The sequence below is a fragment of the Bordetella flabilis genome, assembly GCF_001676725.1.
In the GTDB taxonomy this organism is placed as follows: domain Bacteria; phylum Pseudomonadota; class Gammaproteobacteria; order Burkholderiales; family Burkholderiaceae_B; genus Bordetella_C; species Bordetella_C flabilis.
In genome coordinates this window covers 4681624-4701955 of sequence record NZ_CP016172.1, presented here as the reverse complement: position 1 = coordinate 4701955, position 20332 = coordinate 4681624, and the positions used below count along the sequence as shown (strand labels likewise).

Annotated in this window: 22 protein-coding genes and 1 riboswitch; of the genes, 10 read left to right on the top strand and 12 right to left on the bottom strand. The window is 66.9% G+C overall.

Annotated elements, in window-relative coordinates:
• Positions 1–135: 135 nt before the first annotated feature.
• Together BAU07_RS20960 and BAU07_RS20955 are read left to right on the top strand one after the other, a co-directional pair.
• Positions 136–1101, top strand: a complete 966-nt coding sequence (locus BAU07_RS20960) for a threo-3-hydroxy-L-aspartate ammonia-lyase (protein ID WP_066661995.1) — start codon at positions 136–138, stop codon at positions 1099–1101.
• Positions 1102–1213: 112 nt separating this feature from the next.
• Positions 1214–2146: a complex I NDUFA9 subunit family protein gene (locus BAU07_RS20955; protein ID WP_066661992.1), complete on the top strand. Its 933-nt coding sequence runs from the start codon at positions 1214–1216 to the stop codon at positions 2144–2146.
• A 42-nt stretch (positions 2147–2188) separates the two neighbouring features.
• Here the strand turns inward: BAU07_RS20955 and ruvA are convergent, their stop codons facing one another.
• From ruvA to BAU07_RS20925, 6 genes are all read right to left on the bottom strand, one after another.
• A complete protein-coding gene (ruvA, locus tag BAU07_RS20950; RefSeq protein ID WP_066661990.1) occupies positions 2189–2761 on the bottom strand; it encodes a Holliday junction branch migration protein RuvA in 573 nt (190 codons plus the stop codon).
• 67 nt (positions 2762–2828) lie between these two features.
• Positions 2829–3374: a crossover junction endodeoxyribonuclease RuvC gene (gene ruvC, locus BAU07_RS20945; protein ID WP_066661987.1), complete on the bottom strand. Its 546-nt coding sequence runs from the start codon at positions 3372–3374 to the stop codon at positions 2829–2831.
• Positions 3374–4963: a bifunctional phosphoribosylaminoimidazolecarboxamide formyltransferase/IMP cyclohydrolase gene (gene purH, locus BAU07_RS20940; RefSeq protein ID WP_066661984.1), complete on the bottom strand. Its 1590-nt coding sequence runs from the start codon at positions 4961–4963 to the stop codon at positions 3374–3376. Before purH ends, ruvC begins: the two co-directional genes overlap by 1 nt.
• A gap of 44 nt (positions 4964–5007) precedes the next feature.
• A complete protein-coding gene (locus BAU07_RS20935) occupies positions 5008–5247 on the bottom strand; it encodes a helix-turn-helix domain-containing protein (protein ID WP_066661982.1) in 240 nt (79 codons plus the stop codon).
• 37 nt (positions 5248–5284) lie between these two features.
• A complete protein-coding gene (gene dusB, locus BAU07_RS20930) occupies positions 5285–6310 on the bottom strand; it encodes a tRNA dihydrouridine synthase DusB (RefSeq protein ID WP_066661980.1) in 1026 nt (341 codons plus the stop codon).
• 127 nt (positions 6311–6437) lie between these two features.
• Positions 6438–7604, bottom strand: a complete 1167-nt coding sequence (locus BAU07_RS20925; protein WP_066661978.1) for an FAD-dependent monooxygenase — start codon at positions 7602–7604, stop codon at positions 6438–6440.
• A gap of 69 nt (positions 7605–7673) precedes the next feature.
• Here BAU07_RS20925 and BAU07_RS20920 point away from each other — a divergent pair, with 69 nt between their 5' ends.
• Complete coding sequence (locus tag BAU07_RS20920; RefSeq protein WP_066661975.1) at positions 7674–8126, top strand: TM2 domain-containing protein; 453 nt, start codon at positions 7674–7676, stop codon at positions 8124–8126.
• An 8-nt stretch (positions 8127–8134) separates the two neighbouring features.
• On the opposite strand, the gene BAU07_RS20915 is transcribed toward BAU07_RS20920, so the two are convergent.
• Positions 8135–9478 carry an aminopeptidase P N-terminal domain-containing protein gene (locus BAU07_RS20915; RefSeq protein WP_066661974.1) on the bottom strand — a complete coding sequence of 448 codons (1344 nt, stop codon included), beginning with the start codon at positions 9476–9478 and terminating at the stop codon, positions 8135–8137.
• A gap of 106 nt (positions 9479–9584) precedes the next feature.
• Positions 9585–9711: riboswitch (yybP-ykoY riboswitch) on the top strand.
• A gap of 91 nt (positions 9712–9802) precedes the next feature.
• Here BAU07_RS20915 and BAU07_RS20910 point away from each other — a divergent pair.
• From BAU07_RS20910 to BAU07_RS20895, 4 genes are all read left to right on the top strand, one after another.
• On the top strand, positions 9803–10813 hold the full coding sequence (locus BAU07_RS20910) for a sodium:calcium antiporter (RefSeq protein ID WP_066665603.1): 1011 nt from the start codon (positions 9803–9805) through the stop codon (positions 10811–10813).
• Between the two features lie 455 nt (positions 10814–11268).
• Positions 11269–11604 carry a hypothetical protein gene (locus BAU07_RS20905; RefSeq protein WP_066661972.1) on the top strand — a complete coding sequence of 112 codons (336 nt, stop codon included), beginning with the start codon at positions 11269–11271 and terminating at the stop codon, positions 11602–11604.
• A 45-nt stretch (positions 11605–11649) separates the two neighbouring features.
• The gene (locus BAU07_RS20900) at positions 11650–12756 is read left to right on the top strand and encodes a porin (protein ID WP_066661966.1); all 1107 of its coding nucleotides are present in this window, start codon (positions 11650–11652) and stop codon (positions 12754–12756) included.
• A 132-nt stretch (positions 12757–12888) separates the two neighbouring features.
• On the top strand, positions 12889–13692 hold the full coding sequence (locus BAU07_RS20895) for a cytochrome c oxidase assembly protein (RefSeq protein WP_157122547.1): 804 nt from the start codon (positions 12889–12891) through the stop codon (positions 13690–13692).
• A 95-nt stretch (positions 13693–13787) separates the two neighbouring features.
• Here BAU07_RS20895 and galU read toward each other — a convergent pair whose 3' ends face one another.
• Complete coding sequence (galU, locus tag BAU07_RS20890; RefSeq protein WP_066661963.1) at positions 13788–14633, bottom strand: UTP--glucose-1-phosphate uridylyltransferase GalU; 846 nt, start codon at positions 14631–14633, stop codon at positions 13788–13790.
• A 67-nt stretch (positions 14634–14700) separates the two neighbouring features.
• Between galU and BAU07_RS20885 the strand changes: the two genes are divergently transcribed.
• Positions 14701–16215 carry a M48 family metalloprotease gene (locus tag BAU07_RS20885; RefSeq protein WP_066661962.1) on the top strand — a complete coding sequence of 505 codons (1515 nt, stop codon included), beginning with the start codon at positions 14701–14703 and terminating at the stop codon, positions 16213–16215.
• 53 nt (positions 16216–16268) lie between these two features.
• On the opposite strand, the gene BAU07_RS20880 is transcribed toward BAU07_RS20885, so the two are convergent.
• The 4 genes from BAU07_RS20880 to BAU07_RS20865 all read right to left on the bottom strand — a co-directional run bounded on the left by BAU07_RS20880 (position 16269) and on the right by BAU07_RS20865 (position 19078).
• Positions 16269–17366 carry a YheT family hydrolase gene (locus BAU07_RS20880; RefSeq protein WP_066661959.1) on the bottom strand — a complete coding sequence of 366 codons (1098 nt, stop codon included), beginning with the start codon at positions 17364–17366 and terminating at the stop codon, positions 16269–16271.
• 13 nt (positions 17367–17379) lie between these two features.
• Positions 17380–17802, bottom strand: a complete 423-nt coding sequence (locus BAU07_RS20875; protein WP_066661956.1) for a YybH family protein — start codon at positions 17800–17802, stop codon at positions 17380–17382.
• A 60-nt stretch (positions 17803–17862) separates the two neighbouring features.
• Entirely contained in the window at positions 17863–18081 is a 219-nt protein-coding gene (locus tag BAU07_RS20870) for a zinc-finger domain-containing protein (protein ID WP_066661954.1), read from the bottom strand.
• Positions 18082–18157: 76 nt separating this feature from the next.
• A complete protein-coding gene (locus BAU07_RS20865) occupies positions 18158–19078 on the bottom strand; it encodes a branched-chain amino acid transaminase (RefSeq protein ID WP_066661952.1) in 921 nt (306 codons plus the stop codon).
• A 143-nt stretch (positions 19079–19221) separates the two neighbouring features.
• On the opposite strand from BAU07_RS20865, the gene BAU07_RS20860 reads away from it, so the two are divergent.
• Together BAU07_RS20860 and BAU07_RS20855 are read left to right on the top strand one after the other, a co-directional pair.
• A complete protein-coding gene (locus BAU07_RS20860) occupies positions 19222–19974 on the top strand; it encodes an AzlC family ABC transporter permease (protein ID WP_066661950.1) in 753 nt (250 codons plus the stop codon).
• Complete coding sequence (locus BAU07_RS20855; protein WP_066661947.1) at positions 19971–20312, top strand: AzlD domain-containing protein; 342 nt, start codon at positions 19971–19973, stop codon at positions 20310–20312. The genes BAU07_RS20860 and BAU07_RS20855 overlap by 4 nt, the downstream gene beginning before the upstream one ends.
• Positions 20313–20332: the final 20 nt, after the last annotated feature.

Sequence of the window (20332 nt, the reverse complement as noted above, 5' to 3'; positions counted from 1 at the left end):
GTACACCAGGGGCTGGCGCGGCGTGTGCGCCGCATCCGCATTGGCCAGCACAGGGCGCACGGCGCCGATGCGCGGGCGGGCCGCGACTGTTCTATGATCGCCGGGTTCCCAAACTCCTGCAGAAAGGACCCCCCCATGTCCCGCGAATTGCCCACCTATGCCGACGTCGTCGCGGCCAGTGAAAGACTGGCAGGCGCCGCGCATCGTACGCCCGTCCTGACCTCTTCCACCGCCGATGCGCGGACCGGGGCGCGGGTTTTCTTCAAGTGCGAAAACTTCCAGCGCATGGGCGCCTTCAAGTTCCGCGGCGGCTATAACGCCATCGCGCGCTTGACGCCGGCGCAGCGCGCGGCCGGGGTGCTGACGTTTTCCTCGGGCAACCACGCCCAGGCCATTGCGCTGGCCGCGCGGCTGCAGGGTGTGTCGGCGACGATCATCATGCCCTTGGACGCGCCCGCGGCGAAGCGGGCGGCCACCGAAGGCTATGGCGGAAAGGTGGTGACCTATGACCGCTACAAGGAAGACCGCGAGGCCGTGGCCACGCGCCTGCAGGCCGAGACGGGCGCGACCCTGATCCCGCCTTATGACCACGCGGACGTGATCGCGGGCCAGGGTACGGCCGCCAAGGAGTTGTTCGAGGAAGCAGGCGAACTGGACTACCTCTTCGTCTGCCTGGGCGGCGGCGGGCTGTTGTCCGGATCGCTGCTGTCGGCGGCGGCGCTCAGCCCATCCTGCAAGGTATACGGGGTGGAGCCGGAGGCCGGCAATGACGGACAGCAGTCCTTGCGGGCGGGGCGCGTGGTGCCGATCCCGACACCGAAATCGATTGCCGATGGCGCGCTGACGACCCACCTGGGGGAACTCACATTCCCCATCATCCAGAGGCACGTCACGGACATCGTCACGGTGACCGATGCACAACTGGTGGACACCATGAAGTTTTTCGCGGAGCGCATGAAGATGGTCGTCGAGCCCACCGGCTGCCTGGCCGCGGCCGCCGTCTTGCGCGAGGTGGTACCGGTGCGCGACGCCCGGGTCGGGGTCATCATCAGCGGCGGCAATGTGGATCTGAAGGCCTACGCGGGCTTCCTGGCGTCCTGAGGCATCGGCTCGCGCCGCGCGCCTGCCCCGGGTGTACGGCATGCGGCGGCTTGCATCGCCCGGGATGGGCGCGCAGAATCACCGTGTCTGGTTCGTCCATCAGAGGTAGCGGATGCGCATCCTTGTCATAGGGGGCACGGGCTTCATCGGTCGTCACCTGGTGGCGCGCCTGGGCGTGGCGGGGCATCGGATATATGTGCCCACGCGGCTATTTGCCCGCGGCCGCGATCTTCAGGTAGTACCCACGGTGACCCTGCAACAGGCCGACGTGCACGATGACGCGGTGCTGGACCGATTGATGGGCGATTGCGACGCGGTGATCAACCTGGTCGGCGTCCTGCATGGCGACCACGGCCGTCCGTATGGCAAGACCTTCCGGCGCATGCACGTGGACCTGCCGCGGCGTATCGCGGAACACTGCCGCCGCCATGGCGTGCGGCGCCTGATCCATGTCAGTGCATTGGGCGCGGATCCGCAGGGGCCCAGCATGTACCTGCGCTCCAAGGGCGATGGCGAGGCCGCGGTCCGCGACGCCTTCGGCACGACACCTCCCGGCGGTTGGACCATCGTGCGGCCCTCGGTGGTGTTCGGACACGACGACAATTTCACGAACCTTTTCGCGCGGCTGGCGCGCTGGCTACCGGTATTGCCGCTGGCCGGCGCGCATGCCCGCATGCAGCCGGTGTATGTCGAGGACGTCGCCGTCGCCATCGGCGCCATGCTGGGCAATCCCCATGCATGCGGCAAGGTCTACGAGCTGGCCGGACCGCAGGTCCATACCCTGGGCGAGATCGCCGGCATGTGTGCGAAATGGAGCGGCCATCCCCGCCTGGTGGTGAATGTCCCCATGGGCATCGGCCGCGCGCAGGCGGCCGTGCTGGCCTGCCTGCCCGGCACGCCGTTGATGAGCCCGGACAATCTGGACAGCCTGAAAGTCGACAGCGTCGCCCATGAGCCCATGGCGCCGGAACTGGGCATCGTCCCGTTGGCGATGGAAGCCGTGGTCCCGGGCTATGTCGGCCGGCCGCGAGCACGCGGGATATGACCACAGCGCAAGGGGGTCAACCGGCCCGGTGCGGCCGCCTGTTCAGCGGGCCAGTGCCTTCAAGGCCTGCCGTATGCCGTCCGATACGCCGACGCCTTCGGGCAGGCCCTTGAGCGCGGCCAACGATTCCTTGTCCGAATAGCCCAGCGCCAGCAAGGCGTTCAGGATGTCCGATTGGCTGTCCGGCACCGCGTGCGCGGTCGCGCCGATGTCCGCGCCCAGCTTGCCGCGCATCTCCAGCAGCAGGCGCTCTGCGGTTTTCTTGCCTATGCCGGGCACCCGCGTCAGGCGGCCGGACTCCTGCAAGGTAATGGCTTGCGCCAGGTCGTTCACGGACATCCCGGACAGCACGGCCAGCGCGATGCGCGCGCCGATGCCGCTGACCTTGATGAGTTCGCGGAACGCGCTGCGCTCCGCCGGCGTGGCGAATCCGTACAGCAGATGCGCGTCTTCGCGCACCGTCAGATGCGTGTAAAGCGTGACGCGCGCCCCGGTTTCGGGCAGCGAGTACAGCGTGCTCATGGGTACGTCGATGTCATAGCCCACACCGTTCACATCGATGCATACGGTGGGCGGTGACTTCTCGATCAACGTGCCAGTGATTCGTCCGATCATGGTGTGCGATTCATCAGAGTGAGGCCGTCCCGCGCCGGCGGGCCGGCCGGGGCCGAACAGCGGGGAGTCAGCCGGACAGCCGGCCGCCGCGCAGGCGCATGCGGCCCGGCGCGGTGGAGTTGCTCAATAGGGCAAGCCGGTCCGCCAGCGGGCCGACATGCGCGTGGCAGATGGCGCATGCGAGCGCATCCGCGGAGTCGGGCGCCGGCAGGCCGTCCAGCGCGAGCAGCCGTTGCACCATGGCCTGTACCTGCTCCTTGGCGGCGCGGCCCGAACCCACCACGGACTTCTTGATCTGCAGCGCGGTGTACTCGTGCACGGCCAGGCCGGTATCGGCCATGGCGCACAGGGCCGCGCCGCGTGCCTGGCCCAGCAGCAGCGTGGACGCCGGATTGGTGTTGAGGAACACGATCTCCAGCGCGGCCACGTCGGGCCGGGTCTCGCGCACGATTTCGCGCAGGTTGTCCAGGATGACTTTCAGGCGGTCCGACAGCGCCTGCACCGGCGGCACCACCACCGTGCCGCTGGCCACATAGCGCAGCCGTGATCCTTCGGCGTCGATGACGCCGAAGCCGGTGCGGCGCAGGCCGGGATCGACGCCCAGGATACGCATCAGTGGCGGAAGTGGCGGGTGCCCGTCAGCACCATCGCGATGCCATGCTCGTCGGCCGCCGCGATGACTTCCTCGTCCCGCATGCTGCCACCGGGCTGGATCACGCAGCCCGCGCCGGCCGCGACCACCACGTCCAGGCCGTCGCGGAAGGGGAAGAAGGCGTCGGAGGCAACCGCCGATCCGCGCAGCGTCAGGCCCGCGTTCTCGGCCTTGATGGAGGCGATGCGGGCGGAGTCGACGCGGCTCATCTGGCCGGCGCCGACACCCAGAGTCATGCCGTCGGCGCAGAACACGATGGCGTTGGACTTCACGAACTTGGCCACCTTCCATGCGAACATCAGGTCGCGCATCTGCTGCTCGGTCGGCTGCTTGCGGGTCACCACCTTCAGATCGTCCAGCGACGCGGTGTGGGCGTCCGGCGTCTGCACCAGCCATCCGCCGCCCACCCGCTTGACGTCGAAGGCATTGTGGCCGGCGCCGGCCGGTACTTCCAGCACGCGCACGTTCTTCTTCTTGGCCAGCAATGCCAGCGCGGCGCCGTCGTAGGCCGGAGCCAGCAACACTTCCAGGAACTGTTCGCTGACCGCTTCCGCCATGGCGACGTCCACCGGCCGGTTGAACGCGATGATGCCGCCGAAGGCAGAGGTGGGGTCGGTCTTGAAGGCCTTGCGGTAGGCCTCCAGCGCGTGTTCGGCCACCGCGACCCCGCAGGGGTTGGCATGCTTGACGATGACGCAGGCCGCGCTATCGAAGGTGCGCACGCATTCCCAGGCGGCATCCGCGTCCGCGATGTTGTTATAGGAAAGCTCCTTGCCTTGCAGCTGGCGGTAGCTGCCCAATACGCCGGCGGGACGTTGCGCGTCCACGTAGAAGGCCGCCGACTGGTGCGGATTCTCGCCATAGCGCAGGGCCTGCTGTTGCCGCATCTGGATCGTCAGCGTCTCCGGCCACGCGTGGCGCGCGGGCTCGGCATCCTGGGCCGGAGCCGCTTCGGCCAGGCTGCTCATGTACGCGGCGATGGCGCCGTCGTAGGCCGCCGTGTGCGCATACACCTTGGTGGCCAGGGCCAGCCGCAGGGCGTAGGAGGTGCCGCCATGGGCGTCGATCTCGCCCAGCACTCGGCTGTAGTCGGAGGGATCGATGATGACCGTCACGCCCCCGGCCTCGGTGCCGTGGTTCTTGGCGGCGGCGCGCAGCATGGCCGGGCCGCCGATGTCGATGTTTTCGATCGCGTCGGCGAAACTGCACCCTTCGCGCGCGATGGTCTCGCGAAACGGATACAGGTTGACTACCAGCATATCGATGCGGTCGATGCCGTGCGACGCCAGCGTGGCCATGTGTTCGGCGCTGTCGCGGCGGGCCAGCAGGCCGCCGTGGATTTTCGGATGCAGCGTCTTCACGCGGCCGTCGAGGATTTCCGGGGAGCCGGTGTGCGTCGCGACTTCCGTCACGGACAAGCCGGCTTCGGCCAGCAGTTTCGCGGTGCCGCCGGTGGACAGCAGGCGCACGCCGCGGGCCGCCAGCGCGCGCGCGAATTCAACGATGCCGGTCTTGTCGGAGACCGAGAGGAGAGCGGTTTCTATTTTCATGATGGCCTGTCTGGATGCGAGCGGATCGCGGGCGGCGGTAGAGGTCAAACCTGGATGTTGTGCGCGAGCAGCTTCTTGCGCAGGGTATTGCGGGTGATGCCCAACATCTCGGACGCGCGGGACTGGTTCCCGCCGGCGCGTTCCATCGCCATTTCCAGGACCGGCCGCTCGACGCAACGCATCACCATGTCCCACATATCGCGGGGCTCGGCGTCGCCCAGGTCTTTGAAATAGCGCTCCAGGCTGGCGCGTACGCATTCTTCGAGGACATCTTTCTTACTCATGTGGGGGCACAACTATTTTTGTTTATGTGAGTGGCGGTCAGGCCGCCAGCAGGGCTTGCGCGCAATCGGCCTGCCCAGGGCGGCCGTCGCGCGGGAAATGGTCGAACCAGGCACCGACGGCACGGGCCTGGGCTGCCGTGTCGTCGATGCGGTTCATGCCGGCGCAGAAGACGTCCGCGCCGGCAAGGCCGGAAACATACCAGCCGATGTGCTTGCGTGCGGTGCGGACGCCGGTATGCTCGCCGTAGAAGCGGTAATGATCGTCCAGGTGCTCCAGCAGGAGGTCGCGCATCTCGCCATACGTGGGCGGCGCCAACCGCGCGCCGGTGCGCAGGTAATGATCGATCTCGCGGAACAGCCAGGGCCGGCCCTGGGCCGCCCTGCCTATCATGACGGCATCGGCGCCAGTGTAGTCGAGGACATGGCGCGCCTTCTCCGGACTATCGATATCGCCATTGGCCACGACCGGAATGCTGACCGCCGCCTTGACGGCGCGGATGGTGTCATATTCGGCGTGGCCGGTATAGAGGTCCGCGCGCGTGCGCCCGTGCAGTGTCAGCGCCGCGATGCCGGCCTCTTCGGCCAGGCGCGCGATGCGCAGCGCATTGCGGTTCTCGCGGTCCCAGCCGGTGCGGGTCTTCAGGGTCACCGGCACGCCCAGCGGCGCGCAGGCACCCACGACGGCATGCAGGATGCGGGCTACCAGGTCCTCGTGCCGCAGCAGCGCCGAGCCCGACGCCACGTTGCAGACTTTCTTGACCGGGCAACCCATGTTGATGTCGATGATGCAGGCGCCTTTGCCGGCGTTGAACACGGCGGCTTCGGCCATCATGTCCGGGTCGGCGCCGGCGATCTGCACGGCCACTGGCGCGATCTCCCCTTCATGGTTCAACCGCCGCGACGTCTTCACGCTATCCCACAGGCGCGGATTGCTGGCGGCCATTTCCGACACCGCGTACCCGGCGCCCAGGCGCTTGCACAGTTGCCGGAATGGCCGGTCCGTCACGCCCGCCATGGGCGCGACCAGTACGTTGTTGGGAAGAGTCCACGGGCCGATACGCATCCGCGGATTTTACCCGCGCGCGATCTGCCCCGAATATTGCGATTCCTTGCCTGGCCCGCCACGGGCACTTTTGTGGCTTTGGCTGCCAACCTGATGGCTACGTCGCGCAATGGCCCGCATGGCCCCGTCAGGCGCGCCATCCTTGCAACAGGTGCCGGGCCAGCGGTGCGCGCAACGGCGAGGACAGGTCCAGCGCCAGCAGCGCCAGGCCGCAGGCGTGTTCAACCGGGGCCAGTCCGGTGGCGAATACCCGTGGCAGCAGGTCCGTCAGCGCGGCGGTGATCCAGCGATCGCTGCGCCGGGCCCGGGCAAAGCCGCGCAGCGCGTCCGCGGGGTCGCGCGCGGCGTCGCGCAGCCACGGCGCCAATGCCTGCGCCAGGGCGGCCGCGTCGCGCAACCCCAGGTTCAGGCCTTGGCCGGCGACCGGGTGCAGCGTCTGCGCCGCATTGCCGATGGCAACCGTGCGCCCATCCACCTGGCTGCGCCGCAGGCTCATGGACAGCGGCGCCACATGGCGCGGTGCGATGCAGGACAAGTTGCCCAGCCTTTCTCCGAATGCCAGGTTGAGGGCACGCGAAAAGCCCGCGTCGTCCAGCGCGGCGACGGCCGCCGCATGGGCGGGCGCGCAGCACCATACGACCGCGTAGCAATCGTCGCCGCTGGGGTGCGGCAGCAGCGCCAGGGGACCTTCGCGGGTGAAGCGTTCGTAGGCCCACCCGGGTCGCGGGCGCGTCGCGCGCACGGTGGCGAGGACGGCATCCTGCCCGTACTCGCGGCGCAGCTGCCCCGCAGCGGCGCCATCGGACACGACCGCGACGGCACAGCGCAGCTCGGCGCCGTCCTCGGCCCTTACCGTGACCCCGGCGCTGTCCTGGGCGCCGATGCGGGCGCCCTGCACATGCCGCACCGTGATGCCCGCTTCGCCTACAGCCCGCGCCAGCGCTTCCCGCACGGCCGGATAGGGCGCCACGCCGCCCAGCTGCGGGACGCCGAAATCGCCATGCCGTATGACCGTATGCCCCAGCCGGCCGCGTTGCGATACATGGATGGTATGGATGGCCGCGGCCCCGCGGGGTCGCGCGGCCAGCGTTTCCAGCAGGACCAGGCTGCCATGGTTCAGCGCCAGCACACGGGTGTCCGGACTGCTGCCGGCCGTCGCGGCGGGCAAGGGCGGGGCGCCGTGGATGAGCACGATGCCGGCCGGGTCGGGCGCGGCGCGCGCAAGCATCAGCGCCAGCGCCTGCCCCACGGGGCCCGCGCCCAGGATGGCGATAGGAAATGCGGAAGCAGTCATGCCGGAATTCTAGCCGCGCTGCACTACAATCCGCGGCACCCGTGTTCCTGCGCCGACAAGAGAGTCCACATGGTCGATGCTTCCTCCGCGCTTCGTTCCGCCCCTCGTGCCCCGCGCACCAAGGTGCGCGCCGGCCTGCTCGCCCTGTTCTTTGGCTGGCTGGGTGCGCACTGGTGGTACCTGGGACGGCGTGGCGCCGCGCTGATGACGCTGTTCGCGCTGGCCTGCCTGGCCGCCACGCGCTGGTTTCCGGTCTGGTACGACAATCCGGCCTTCTTCCTGCTCTTCATTCCCATGACCGCCGGCTTCATCGAGAGCGTGGTCCTGTGCCTGCGCGCGGACGACAAATTCGACCGGGCATACAACCCGGGCCTGCAAGCGCCGTCGCGCACGGGCTGGGGCCCGGTGCTCGTGGCGTTGGCCGCGCTGCTGATCGGCTCCATCGCCACCATGTTCGCCATCGCCATGGTGGTGGTGTACGTGTGGACGGCCATGGGCTGGCTGGACGGCTACGTGCTCTGACGGGCCTGCTATTCCCGCATCAATGCTTCGATTTCCTGCGCGTCCGCGGGCACCGCGCGCGTGATGAGCTCGCAGCCTTCGTCGGTGACGAGGGCGTCATCCTCGGTGCGGATGCCGATGTTCCAGTAGGCCTCCGGCACGTCTTCGGCCGGGCGTACATAAAGGCCGGGTTCGATGGTCAGCACCATGCCTTTTTCGAGCAGCCGCCATGGGCGGTCCACCCCGGAGGGCGCCCCCGGGTCGCGATAGTCCCCGACGTCATGCACATCCAGGCCAAGCCAATGCCCGGTACGGTGCATATAGAAGCGGTTGTAGGCCTTGGATTCCAGCACGCCGTCCAGGCTGCCCTGGAGCAGGCCGGCATCGATCAAGCCCTGCGCCAGGACGCGCACCGCGGCCTCATGGCTGTCGTTCCAGGACACGCCGGGACGGGTCGCTTGGCGCGCGGCATCCTGCGCCGCCACCGTCAGGTCGTATAGCAGGCGCTGCGGCCCGCTGTAGCGGCCGTTCACCGGAAAGGTGCGCGTGATGTCGGCCGCATAGCCGTCGACTTCGCAGCCGGCATCGATCAACAGCAGTTGTCCATCGCGCAACTCGGCATCGCCCGCGGGGTAATGCAGGATGCAGGCGTTCGGTCCGGCCGCGACGATCGCGTTGTAGGCCACCGATTGCGCCCCGTGCCGCCGGAACTCGTACAGCAGTTCGGCTTCGATCTCGTATTCGCGCATGCCCGGCCGTGTATGCCGCATGGCCCGCGCGTGCGCCCCGGCGGAGATCTTCGCTGCCCGGCGCATGGTCGCGATTTCGGTCGGGTCCTTGATAAGCCGCATTTCCGCGAGGAAGGGCAGGGGATCATGCTGGCTCGCGGGTGGACGTTGTCCGCTTCGGCCCTGTTGGCGCGCGCCTTCCAGCGCGCGGCGCACGGTCTGGTCGACGCGCTCGTCCTGCAGCAGGCGGGCGAAGAGCGTGGGCCGGTCCAGGAGCAGGCCGGGCAACAGTTCATCCAGGCGCTCGATGCCATAGGCCTCGTCGAAGCCCAGGCGCGCGACGGCCGCGTCCGGCCCGAGGCGCACGCCCTCCCATAGTTCGCGTGTTTCATCCTTGTTCCGGCAGAACAGGATGGCGCGGTCGTCCTTGCCGGCAATGAGCACCAGCCAGGCATCCGGTTCCGGAAAGCCGGTCAGGTAGAGGAAATCGCTGTCCTGGCGGTAAGGGTAGTCGGCGTCGCGATTGCGCATCGCCGGTCGCGCCGCCGGCAGCAGGGCGATGCCGCCCCCCAGGCTGTGCATGTAGTCCTGCAGCCGCTTGCGGCGGGCGATATGAGGGCTTACGTCGTCGGGAGGCAGGCTCATGGCGGGTACGCTCGGCGGCGGAGGAACGGAAAGGCGGAGCGGCTACTTTACCTCGACCGGTGCCGATGTCCGCGCGCGCCGGTGGCTTACCGCCTGCTACAATCGCCCGGTTGTCATTGGGGAGTAGCCATCCTTGCCCCAAGGAGTTTGCGTCAACATGCTTGGCGGTCCGCGGACCCCATGGCGCAAACGGCTTTCGTACCGGTCGCGTTCGTCGCGCACCGGACGAAGCTGCCAGGCGAGACCTTTGGCCACGACGCGCTAACCCAGCCGGGCGAGCCGCGTCGTCGCGCCACAGGAATCCGCTCGTCCGGCTGTCATGTCATGCTTTTCACCCTCGCGCTGTTCTTCGCCGCCGCCGCGGCGATCTATGTTGCCTGCGACTATTTCGTCAATGGCGTCGAATGGGTCGGCCAGCGGCTGGAGCTGGGGGCCACAGCGGTGGGTACGGTGCTGGCCGCCTTCGGCACCGCCCTTCCGGAAAGTGCCGTCACCTTCATGGCTGTCGCCTTCGGGAGTACCGCGGAACAGAAGGATATCGGCGTGGGCGCCGCGATGGGCGGTCCGCTGGTCCTCTCCACGCTTGCCTATGCCGTGGTGGGCCTGGCCCTGATGCGCTTGCGGCGACGCCAGGCCGTGGCGGAGTGCGACTCCTGTATCAAGGCCGACCAGCAGCGGCTGGCGCGCGACCAGGGCTGGTTCATGGGCATCTTCGCCTTCAAGGTGATTCTGGGCCTGCTCGCCTTTGCCTGGAAACCTTGGCTGGGCATCCTTTTCCTGCTGGCGTACGCCCTTTATGTACGGCGCGAACTGACCGCCGACGACGCCTGTGCCGAGGCGGACGTGCTCGAGCCCTTGAAGCTGCGTCCGCGCGATGCCCAGCCGTCGATGGCGTGGGCGTGCCTGCAGACGGTGCTGGCGCTGGCGGTGATCGCGCTGGCTTCGCGCGTGTTCGTGGCGCAGATCGAGGTGCTGGGCGTGGCCATGGGAGCCTCGCCGCACATCGCGGCCCTGCTGCTCGCCCCGATCGCGACGGAACTGCCCGAGATCATGAATGCCATCATCTGGGTCCGCCAGGGCAAGGAACGCCTGGCGCTGGCCAATATTTCAGGCGCGATGATGATCCAGGCCACCATCCCGAGCGCCTTGGGGATATTCCTGACGCCGTGGAAACTGGATGCGACCCTGATTGCGGCCGGCCTGTTCACCATGGTGTCTATCGGCGTGCTGTGGCTGCGTTTCCGCCGCGAGGCCATGAGCGTCGGGGCGCTGTCGGCCGTCGGCGGCCTGTACGCCCTGTTCGCGGGGTACGTGGGCTGGCATTTCTATGCCTGACCGCGTATTTGCCATTGAAGCTCAGGGAAAACCCGATTACAATGGTAGCTTCGAATTTCCCAGGAGTTGCTTCGTGAATACAGATTCCGGCGACAGTAGTAGTCGACCTTGTGTCGGCGTCGCTGCCCGATAGGGTTCACGCAGATCAACTCTGCCGCACCCTATCCTGCAGGGTGCGGTATCCAGCAAGTCTATCGAACCCGCCGCTCGGCCTCCGGCCATGCGGCAGGTGCCCACGGTGGCAATCACAGGCATAGCACAGCCTGGTTGCCGTGGGTCCGCTAGCGCTGCCTCACCGTATATACCGTCTTGTCCATCTGGCCTTGCCGTTGGCGCCGCGTCTTGTGCGCGCGCTCCCGGAAGGTGCCTGATGTGTCAAGCATGGCCTGCTGTTGTGCAGCCCGTTGCCCGTCTCGTATCCATGCAGCACCCACTTTCGCGAGTAGGAGGCCAACATGCGTATATTCGACTTGTTCCTGCGGCGTGCCGGTGTGGATCGTGCGGCAATGCCCGATCGTCGTGGCGCCAGTTCGCGATTGACGGTGGTGTGTCCGCGCGAAGACCTCAGCGCGGTGCGCAAACAGATCTATAACGACTTCAAGGCGGCCGGACTCAGCGTGTCCCGGCTGCAAGTGGAACAGGGCGACGATGCGCGGCTTGCTTCTGCCTGCGTAACCGTTAAATGCCCGGCGGAAATGCGAACGGTTCTTGTGTCGCAAGCGCGCCAATTGCAAGAGAATCCAAGCATCCGTCACGTACACTTCGGTGACCTTCGCCGCGCGGCTTCCTGACACCACTATCGCGCGGCTTGTTCTCACCAGCAAGGGTACGCGCGCATGAAGCCAGTCTTCCTGTCCGCCGCGCTCGCCAGCGCGGCGGCATTTTTTTATCCCATGCAAAGCCATGCCGACGACACCGCCGGGGTGACGCTCTATGGCTTGATCGATATGGGCGTATCCAGCCAACATACGTCCGGTCAAGGCACGCGCAACAGCACGCTCGGCGGCGGACAAAGCGATTCCCTCTGGGGTTTGCGCGGCAAGGAAGAGCTGGACGGCGGATGGTATGCGTCCTTCCAGCTGGAAAGCGGTTTCGATCCAGGCAACGGGCAGGTCGAGGACGACAGCGGCCGCCTCTTCAACTACAACGCATGGGTCGGGATCGGCCAGGACGCGGTGGGCGAGCTGCGCCTGGGCCGCCAATACACGATCGGCCAGCAATTCGGCAGCCAGCTGGAACAGGCCGGCTGGAAGGACATGGGGCTGGGCGCCACCTTCAAGGCCTCGGACAATTTCCAGTTCGACAACACCGTCAATTATCTCTCGCCCGATATCGGCGGCCTGCAACTGGGGGCGGGCTATTCCTTCAACGCCGACGACGGCAGCGCATCGGCTTTCCGGACCGCGAACAACAACCGCGCATACAGCATCGGCCTGCGCTACGAGCAAGGGCCTTTGCTGGCGATCGCCACATGGGACGAGCTGCGGCTGGACAGCAACGGCGGTGCTCATCCTCGCACTGTGCAATTGGGTGCGGCCTACGACTTCGAGGTCTTCAAGGTGGCGCTCGCGTGGAGCCGCCAGCAGGACGGATATTCCGGCCTCGATGGCGGGGATCCCGATGGCCTGGGCCTTGGACTGGGCCCCGCCCCCTTCGTCAGGGGCGGCCGCGTGGACGCCTGGTTCGTCGGCGTGACCGTGCCCTGGGGGACGGGCAGCCTGGTGGCGCAATGGTCGCCCGCGACGCCGTCGTGGTCCTGGGAAGACGGCGAACGGGCTCGCCGGGCGCAGGTCGCCACGCTCGGCTATATCTACCCGCTGTCGCCGCGCACCAGCCTGTACAGCTTTGTCGGCTATGCCCGCAACTACACCCTGGACAATCAGTTCGACCCTGCACACTCGCACACTACGCGGGTAGCGATGGGCATCACCCATCAGTTCTGATCCCGGCGCGGACTACAATGGCGTGATCCCTTTGCCCCGGTCCCTTCGACCGGGGCCTGCCCATCAGGCCTTGCATCCTTGAACGTTCTCGACTGGCTTATTCCGTGGGAGTTTTCGCCGACACTGGTGGCCATGTTTGTCGCCGGCGGGTTTCTGTTCATTCGCGGCGTACGGGTGCACCGGGTATCGTGGGTGCGTCAGGCCCTGTTCTGGAGCGGCATGGTGCTGTTGTACCTGTCGCTGCATACGCGGGTCGACTATTACGCCGAACGGATGTTCTTCATCCATCGCATCCAGCATCTGGTGTTGCACCATCTGGGACCGCTCATGCTCATGGCCGCCTATCCGGGCTCGGTCATGCGCGCCGGTCTGCCGCTCGCGGCGCGCCGCTGGCTATACCGCTTCCGGCAAGGCGGGCTGGGCCGCGCGATCGAAGCGGCGCTGACCCACACCATCTTCGTGCCGACGCTTTTCGTCCTGTTGGTGCTGGTCTGGCTGCTCCCTTCGGTGCAGTTCTATTCGATGCTCGACTGGCGGCTGTACCGGGTGATGAACTGGTCGGTGGTCGCCAGCGGTTTCCTCTACTGGAACCTGATCCTCGACCGGCGGCCCAGTCCGCCCGCCGCGATGTCGCCGGGCGGTCGCGTTTTGTCGCCGATCTTCACCATGGCGCCTCAAATGGTCGCAGGCGCTTTTATTGCCCTGACCGAGCGCGACCTGTATCCGCTATTCGAATTGTGCGGGCGTGCGATTCCCATGCCAGCCTTGATGGACCAGAGCATCGGCGGCCTGACGATGTGGATTCCTGCCGCACTGGTGGAACTGATCGGCTTACTGGTGGCGCTGGGAACCCTGATGCGGTTGTCGGGCAAGGGGCGCTTGCCCCGCAAGGTGCGCGGACGTCGCGGGATGTCGGCGCCGTCAGCGTCGCCGTGACGCTTGAAGCACCGCGAGCGGCCGCGGCCAAATGCGCCGGCGGCCCGGGGCCCCTCTGAAGGGATCCACGGGCCGCCGGCGTTGTTGCGTGTCGATCAGTTCGAATCCGGCTCCAGGCCGTGATACTTGCGGCCCAGGGTGACGGTGGCTTGGAACATGCCCGCCTTGTTGCCGCAGTCGTAGCGCATGCCTTCATAGCGATGCGCGAAGACGGCGCGTTCGCGCATCAGCGAGGCGATGCCGTCCGTCAATTGGATCTCATTGCCCGCGCCCATCTTGGTGGCGCGCAGGTGTTCGAAGATTTCCGGTTCCAGGACGTAGCGGCCCACGACGGCCAGCGTCGATGGCGCGTCGTCCGGTTCCGGCTTTTCCACGATGTGCGTGACGCGCTCCGTGCGCTCGTCCACGCGGCGCGCGGCGACAATACCGTACTTCTTGGTTTCCGAGCGCGGCACGTCCTGCACGCCCAGCACGCTGCCGTCATACTTGATGGCCGTATTGACCAATTGCTTGAGCACAGGCGTGTCGGCGTCGATCAGGTCGTCCGCCAGTACCACGGCGAACGGTTCGTTGCCGACGGCCGGCGCCGCGGTCAGCACGGCATGGCCCAGGCCCAGCGGCGCGGACTGGCGGATATAAATGCAATTGACGCCGGCGGGCAGGATGCCGCGCACCATGTTGAGCAATTCGACCTTGCCTTTTTTCTCGAGGTCCGATTCCAATTCCGGCGCGGAGTCGAAGTGGTCTTCGATAGCGCGCTTATTGCGGCCCGTGACGAAGATCAGGTCGGTGATCCCGGCAGCCACGGCTTCCTCGACGGCGTACTGGATCAGCGGCTTGTCGACTACCGGCAGCATTTCCTTGGGCATGGCCTTGGTCGCCGGCAGAAAGCGGGTGCCCATGCCCGCGACGGGAAATACAGCTTTTCTTATGGGTCGCATTGGAACCTCGGTATGATGATTTTGTCGGTATGGTTACGGATATTTTGTGCCTGGGTATGATACTCGCATGAAACGTAAGGACCTGCGCCCAGCCGGCTGCGTAAGCAAGCCGCTCATGCTGTTGCTTTGTGCTTCATTGTTGACCGGATCGATGTCCGCCCCATGGGCTCAACCCGTCGGCCTGCCATCGATGGGCGCGGCCTCTGCCGACCAGTTGTCGCCCTATTCGGAGCGGCAACTGGGCAATGCGATCATGGCCGAAGGGCGCCGTGATCCCACCTATATCAACGATCCCGAAATCAACCAGTACCTGACGTCGATGGGGCGCAAGCTCGCGGCCTTTGCACCCGGGTCGGTGCCGGACGTGGACCTGTTCGGCGTGCGCGATCCGGAGATCAATGCGTTTGCGATGCCGGGCGGATATATCGGCGTGAACAGCGGCCTGGTCGTAGCCACCAGCAGCGAGTCCGAACTGGCGGCGGTGCTCGCGCACGAGATCGGCCACGTGGCGCAGCGGCACATCGCCCGCGGCATGACACAGCGCAATCAGACCGGGACCTTCATGCTGGCGTCGATCGCCGGCGCGCTGCTCGCCGCCCTGGCGGGCGGCGGCGGCAACCTGGCGATGGGCGTGGCGGCCTTCGGGCAGGCCGCGGCCATCGACCGGCAGCTCGGCTTCTCGCGCGATGCGGAACGCGAGGCGGACCGGGCGGGCTTCCAGATGCTGACTCGGGCGGGCTACGACCCGGACGGTATGTCGCATATGTTCCAACGGTTGATGAACGCGTCGCGCTTGAATGAGGGCTTGGGAGGGGGAGCATGGGCTTCGACACACCCTTTGTCCATCGACCGTATGTCCGATATCGAAAACCGGGTCCGCGCCCTGCCGAGGGGACACCACACGGACAGTGACGATTATTGGTATGTGCGTGCCAAGCTTCGAGTTATCCAGGGCAGCGATGCCGTCAGCCTGCGGACCGCCACGCAGCAGTTCCAGGACGAAACGCGCACCCTGACGGGCGTGCAACAATCGGCTGCCTACTATGGATTGGCATTGGGCGCCCTGCAGCGTGGCGACGTGACCGGCGCAGACCGCAACTACAAGCTTGCCACGGCCAACGGACGGTCGTCGGCCGAACTCGCCAAGCTGGCGATAGACCTGGCCAATGCGCAAAACGACCGCGCGCGGGCCCTGCAATTGGCGGAGTCCGCCTGGAAGGCCTGGCCCGGCCGTTACGCCATAGCCATGGCTTACGTCCAGGCGCTGCAGCAAAATGGGCGCGATGCCGACGCGCAGGCGTTCCTGCGGGAACGGATCAAGCAGTGGGGCCAGGACGAACCGGTGTTCTACCAGTTGCTGGCACAGAGCGAAGAAAAAACCGGCGACCGTGTCGAGGCGCGCCGTGAAATGGCGCGGTACTACGTCGCCATCGGTGCGCTGCCGGCCGCGGAATCGCAGTTGCGCCAGGCCCGCGATATCTCGCGAGACTTCTATGTGTCCTCGCAGATCGATGTCCAGATCAAGGAAGTGCGGGACCAGATGGAGGCCCAGCGCCAGCTGCTGCAGCGCTTCAAGAGCTGATGGACGGGCGCGATCGCGCCGTCGCGGCGCGGCGATGCCATTTGCCGGTGTGATCAGGTGCCCGTTTCGAAGAAGCGCCCCAGCCGTTGCGGCAGCCAGCCCAGGTGAGCCGGAAAGGGTCCGGTGGGGAAGCCGGCATGTCCGCCGTCGGCAGGTTGGTGCAACAGGACTTGCGCGGAGCAGTCCGAAGGGCCGGGCAAGGCCGGCTCCGGGAAGAAGGGATCGTTGCGGGCGTTCAGCACCAGGGTGGGCACCGCGATGCTGGCCAGCCATGGTTTGCTGGAGGCCCTTGTCCAGTAGTCCAGGGCGTTGCGAAAGCCGTGCATGGGCGCCGTGTAGGCGTCGTCGAAGTCACGCAGGTCGCGCGCGTGGGCGATGCGCATGACATCGATCGCGCCGGGAAAGCGGCGCGCCTTTTCGAGCACCTTGTGCTTCATGGTGCGCAAGAAATACGCACTGTAGATGCGCCGGTTGATGAAGCCCCGGCACAGGCTGTTGCCGCCCGCGACAAGGTCCAGCGGAACCGAGATACCCGCGCAGCCGCCCAGCCAGTCCACGGCCTGCTGTTGTTCGCCGACGTACTTCAGCAAGGCATTGCCGCCCAGCGAAACGCCAACCGCGTGCCAGCGGGCATGGGGTACGCGCTGGCGCACGCTGGCAAGCAGGAACCCTACTTCGTCGGAGTCGCCGGAGTAATACGCACGCGCCAGCCGGTTCGGTGTGCCGGAGCAGCCGCGGAAATGGGCGATGGCGACGATCCAGCCGCGCGCGCGGAAATAGTGCGATATGGACTGCGCATAGCGGCTCAGGCTGCCGCCTTCCAGGCCATGGAAAAGGATCAGGGCCGGGGTGCCCGGAAGCTGCGGCAACGAGGCCCAGTCCGCGTCGACGATCCACCGCGCGGCGGCCGTCGTGGCGGTGGCGACGGGCGGCGGCACGGGCGGCTGGCCATCCGGGGACTTGTGCGGGAACAGGCCCGGACCGGTCCAGTCGATATCGACGAAGTCGCCGTCGGGGGTTTCGACGCGTTCGCGCACGAAGGCGATGCGGTGGTATTGGGCGAGCGTCGCGGCGTAGAGAGTCTGGCTGTGCCCGTCAGGCAGCCAGCGGGGAACGGGGCAGGGGGAGGTGTCCAGGCGAGCGGCGGTCAATGCGTCTCCCACGCTAGTGAAGCATATCGGGAACGTCGTGCAGGTCCAGCAGCCCGGCCTCCGCGGGGGCCGCGGACGCATGGTGCATGACCATGCGCCATCCTGTCGGGCCCCTGTGGAAGATGTTGGTGGCGTAGCAGCTTACGAAGCTGCCGCTGGACTCCGCACGGGAGCCGACCTGTTCGACGTGGACACGCACGGCGCTCGCCATGTGCTGCATGGTCACCGATTGCATCGTGCGGACATGCAGCGGACCGGATGCGAGGATGGCTTGCCAGGATTCTTCCACCGCCTTGTGGCCGACGAAGCGCAGGCCGCCGGGGTGGATGCATACGATGTCTTCGTCGTCCGCCCACACCTGCATGAGGCGGCTCAGGTCTGCGTGCTCCAGGGCCTCGTAAAAGGCTTCTTCGGCTTCAAGTGGCGTAGCGAACATGGGCGTGGCGGGCGCGAGGCAGTGTGGACGAAGGAACGGCCGCGGCGGGGCGGCTGCCGGTCAGTGGCCGTGCTCGGGCAGTACGGTCCCGGGCTTCAGCCGGTATTCGGCGCCGCAGTAGGGACAGCGCGTGGTGCCGGTATGGGCTACATCGAGGAAGACGCGGGGGTGCATGTTCCACAGGGACGTGCCGGGCCTGGGGCAATGCAGGGGCAGGTCTTCGGCGCCGACTTCGATAATTTCATGCTCGGAGGCGGTGGCGGCAGCGGCGGCGGTCATGGTGTTTCCTGAAACGTGGGGACAGCGGGAAGCGCAACGATAACGGAGGATGGGTGGCGCGGCGACTACGCCGCGGTCAAACTTTGGTCAGCCACGCCTGGTACTTGGGATTGCGGCCCTGCACCAGGTCGAAGAACGCCTTCTGCAGGCGTTCCGTGACCGGCCCGCGGCGGCCCGCGCCGATACGGCGGTTGTCGACTTCGCGGATGGGCGTCACTTCGGCGGCCGTGCCGGTGAAGAAGGCTTCGTCGGCGATATAGACATCGTCGCGCGTCAGGCGCCGCGTGACGACGGGAATGCCCAGGTCGGCCGCCAGCGCGTGCACGGTGGAACGCGTGATGCCGGTCAGCGCGGACGCGATTTCCGGCTCGTACACGACGTTGTCCTTGACGATGAAGATGTTTTCGCCGGCCCCCTCGGCGACGAAGCCTTCGGTGTCCAGCAGCAGGGCCTCGTCATAGCCGTCCTGCAGGGCTTCGGCATTGGCGATGATCGAATTGGCGTAGGTGGTGGCCACCTTGGCGCGCGGCATGGTGACATTCACGTGCTGGCGGGCGAAGGACGACACCTTGACGCGGATGCCTTCGGCCAGGGCTTCTTCGCCCAGGTAAGCACCCCACGGCCAGGCCGCGATGGCCACGTGCACCCTCGCGCCCTTGGGGGAGACGCCCATTTTTTCGGAACCGTAGAAAACCAGCGGGCGCAGGTAGCAGGATTCCAGGCGGTTTTCACGTACGACCTCGCACTGGGCGGCTTCCAGCGTCTCCGCGTCGTAGGGGATGGCGATCTGGTAGATGTGCGCGGAGTTGAACAGGCGCCTGGTGTGGTCCTTGAGCCGGAAGATCGCGGTGCCGTTATCGGTTTTGTAGGCGCGCACCCCTTCGAACACCGACAGGCCGTAGTGCAGCGAATGCGTGAGCACGTGTGTGGTCGCGTCGCGCCAGGGCACCAGTTTGCCGTCATACCAGATGAATCCGTCGCGGTCGGCCATCGACATGTTCGTTCTCCTTGAGTGCGCGGTATTGTATCAAGCAGCCGGCTACAATATGCCCCAATGCGGTGCGCCGGTCCGGGCTCATCGCCCCATTTCGATCCGCCGTCCGGCATTGCCGTTCCACACTATTTCCACCAGGTCCCGCGTTGTCCTCCGAGCCGGCCGCCCCCGATTCCGATAGCCTCCCGGTCTGGCGCGAGCGCTGGAGCGCCGCGCGCGAAGGCATCCACGCCATCGTGCCGGCGCTCATCGCCACGGGAACCTGGGGCTTGGTCACCGGCATCGCGATGGTCAAGTCCGGCCTGACGGAATCCATGGCGCTGGCGATGACGCTGGCGCTGTACGCCGGTTCCGCCCAGCTGACTTCGCTTCCGCTCATCGCCAGCGGCGCACCCCTTTGGCTCATCTTCGCGGCCGGTTTCGTCGTCAACCTGCGCTTCCTGATCTTCGGCGCCGCGCTGCACCCGTTCTTCCGTCATCTTCCCTGGCCGCGCCGGCTGGCCCTGGGCTATTTCACGACGGACATGGGCTTCGTGCTGTTCCTGCCGCGATACGGCGATGCGGCGGTCAAGGGTACGCGCGAACAGCTCTGGTTCTTCGTGGGGGCCATCGCTCCCAGCTGGTTCGTCTGGCAGGGCGCGTCGATCGCGGGCATCTATCTGGGCACTCTGGTGCCGACCGCCTGGTCCCTAGACTTCGCGGCCGTGCTGGCGTTGCTGGCCATCACGGTGCCGCTGGCCAGTTCGCGCCCGATGCTGGTATCGATGCTCGCCGCCGGCCTGACGGCGTGGGTCGGCCAGGTTTTCCCCTTGCGGCTGGGGTTGGCCGCCGCGGTCCTGGCGGGCGTGGTGGCCGGCATCCTGGCCGAGCGTCATTTGGGGCGGGGCCGTCGAACATGAGCCTGGACCTTGCGGCCGAAGAGTTGTACGTGTATGCGGCCATCGCCCTGCTGGCCTTGTGCAGCGTGATCACGCGCGCGGGATACCAGGTCTTCGGCGATTACCTGCCCTTGTCCGACGGCGTGCGGCGGGCGCTGCGCTACGCGCCCGCCGCCGCACTGACCGCCATCATCGTGCCCGACCTGCTGCCCTGGAAAGCCGGCTTGGGGCCGCAGCTGGATATGAAGCTGCTGGCGGGCGTGGTCGGGATCGCCGTCTTCCTGCGCACGCGCAGCGCCGTGGCAGTCATCGTGACCGGGATGATGGTGCTCTGGGGCCTGCGCTGGCTGGCGCCCTGAGCCGATCCGCTCTAATCCGT

Excerpts from the sequence above, each read along its gene's own strand:
- BAU07_RS20915 (WP_066661974.1), bottom strand. The coding sequence starts at position 9,478 with ATGAGCCTGCCTCCCGACGACGTAAGCCCTCATATCGCCCGCCGCAAG.
- galU (WP_066661963.1), bottom strand. The coding sequence starts at position 14,633 with ATGCGACCCATAAGAAAAGCTGTATTTCCCGTCGCGGGCATGGGCACC.
- ruvC (WP_066661987.1), bottom strand. The coding sequence starts at position 3,374 with ATGCGTATCCTGGGCGTCGATCCCGGCCTGCGCCGCACCGGCTTCGGC.
- BAU07_RS20925 (WP_066661978.1), bottom strand. The coding sequence starts at position 7,604 with ATGACTGCTTCCGCATTTCCTATCGCCATCCTGGGCGCGGGCCCCGTG.
- BAU07_RS20910 (WP_066665603.1), top strand. The coding sequence starts at position 9,803 with ATGCTTTTCACCCTCGCGCTGTTCTTCGCCGCCGCCGCGGCGATCTAT.
- BAU07_RS20960 (WP_066661995.1), top strand. The coding sequence starts at position 136 with ATGTCCCGCGAATTGCCCACCTATGCCGACGTCGTCGCGGCCAGTGAA.
- BAU07_RS20900 (WP_066661966.1), top strand. The coding sequence starts at position 11,650 with ATGAAGCCAGTCTTCCTGTCCGCCGCGCTCGCCAGCGCGGCGGCATTT.
- BAU07_RS20870 (WP_066661954.1), bottom strand. The coding sequence starts at position 18,081 with ATGACCGCCGCCGCTGCCGCCACCGCCTCCGAGCATGAAATTATCGAA.
- BAU07_RS20935 (WP_066661982.1), bottom strand. The coding sequence starts at position 5,247 with ATGAGTAAGAAAGATGTCCTCGAAGAATGCGTACGCGCCAGCCTGGAG.
- BAU07_RS20875 (WP_066661956.1), bottom strand. The coding sequence starts at position 17,802 with ATGTTCGCTACGCCACTTGAAGCCGAAGAAGCCTTTTACGAGGCCCTG.
- ruvA (WP_066661990.1), bottom strand. The coding sequence starts at position 2,761 with ATGATCGGACGAATCACTGGCACGTTGATCGAGAAGTCACCGCCCACC.
- BAU07_RS20905 (WP_066661972.1), top strand. The coding sequence starts at position 11,269 with ATGCGTATATTCGACTTGTTCCTGCGGCGTGCCGGTGTGGATCGTGCG.
- BAU07_RS20895 (WP_157122547.1), top strand. The coding sequence starts at position 12,889 with ATGTTTGTCGCCGGCGGGTTTCTGTTCATTCGCGGCGTACGGGTGCAC.
- BAU07_RS20865 (WP_066661952.1), bottom strand. The coding sequence starts at position 19,078 with ATGTCGATGGCCGACCGCGACGGATTCATCTGGTATGACGGCAAACTG.
- purH (WP_066661984.1), bottom strand. The coding sequence starts at position 4,963 with ATGAAAATAGAAACCGCTCTCCTCTCGGTCTCCGACAAGACCGGCATC.
- BAU07_RS20885 (WP_066661962.1), top strand. The coding sequence starts at position 14,701 with ATGAAACGTAAGGACCTGCGCCCAGCCGGCTGCGTAAGCAAGCCGCTC.
- BAU07_RS20855 (WP_066661947.1), top strand. The coding sequence starts at position 19,971 with ATGAGCCTGGACCTTGCGGCCGAAGAGTTGTACGTGTATGCGGCCATC.
- BAU07_RS20955 (WP_066661992.1), top strand. The coding sequence starts at position 1,214 with ATGCGCATCCTTGTCATAGGGGGCACGGGCTTCATCGGTCGTCACCTG.
- BAU07_RS20920 (WP_066661975.1), top strand. The coding sequence starts at position 7,674 with ATGGTCGATGCTTCCTCCGCGCTTCGTTCCGCCCCTCGTGCCCCGCGC.
- dusB (WP_066661980.1), bottom strand. The coding sequence starts at position 6,310 with ATGCGTATCGGCCCGTGGACTCTTCCCAACAACGTACTGGTCGCGCCC.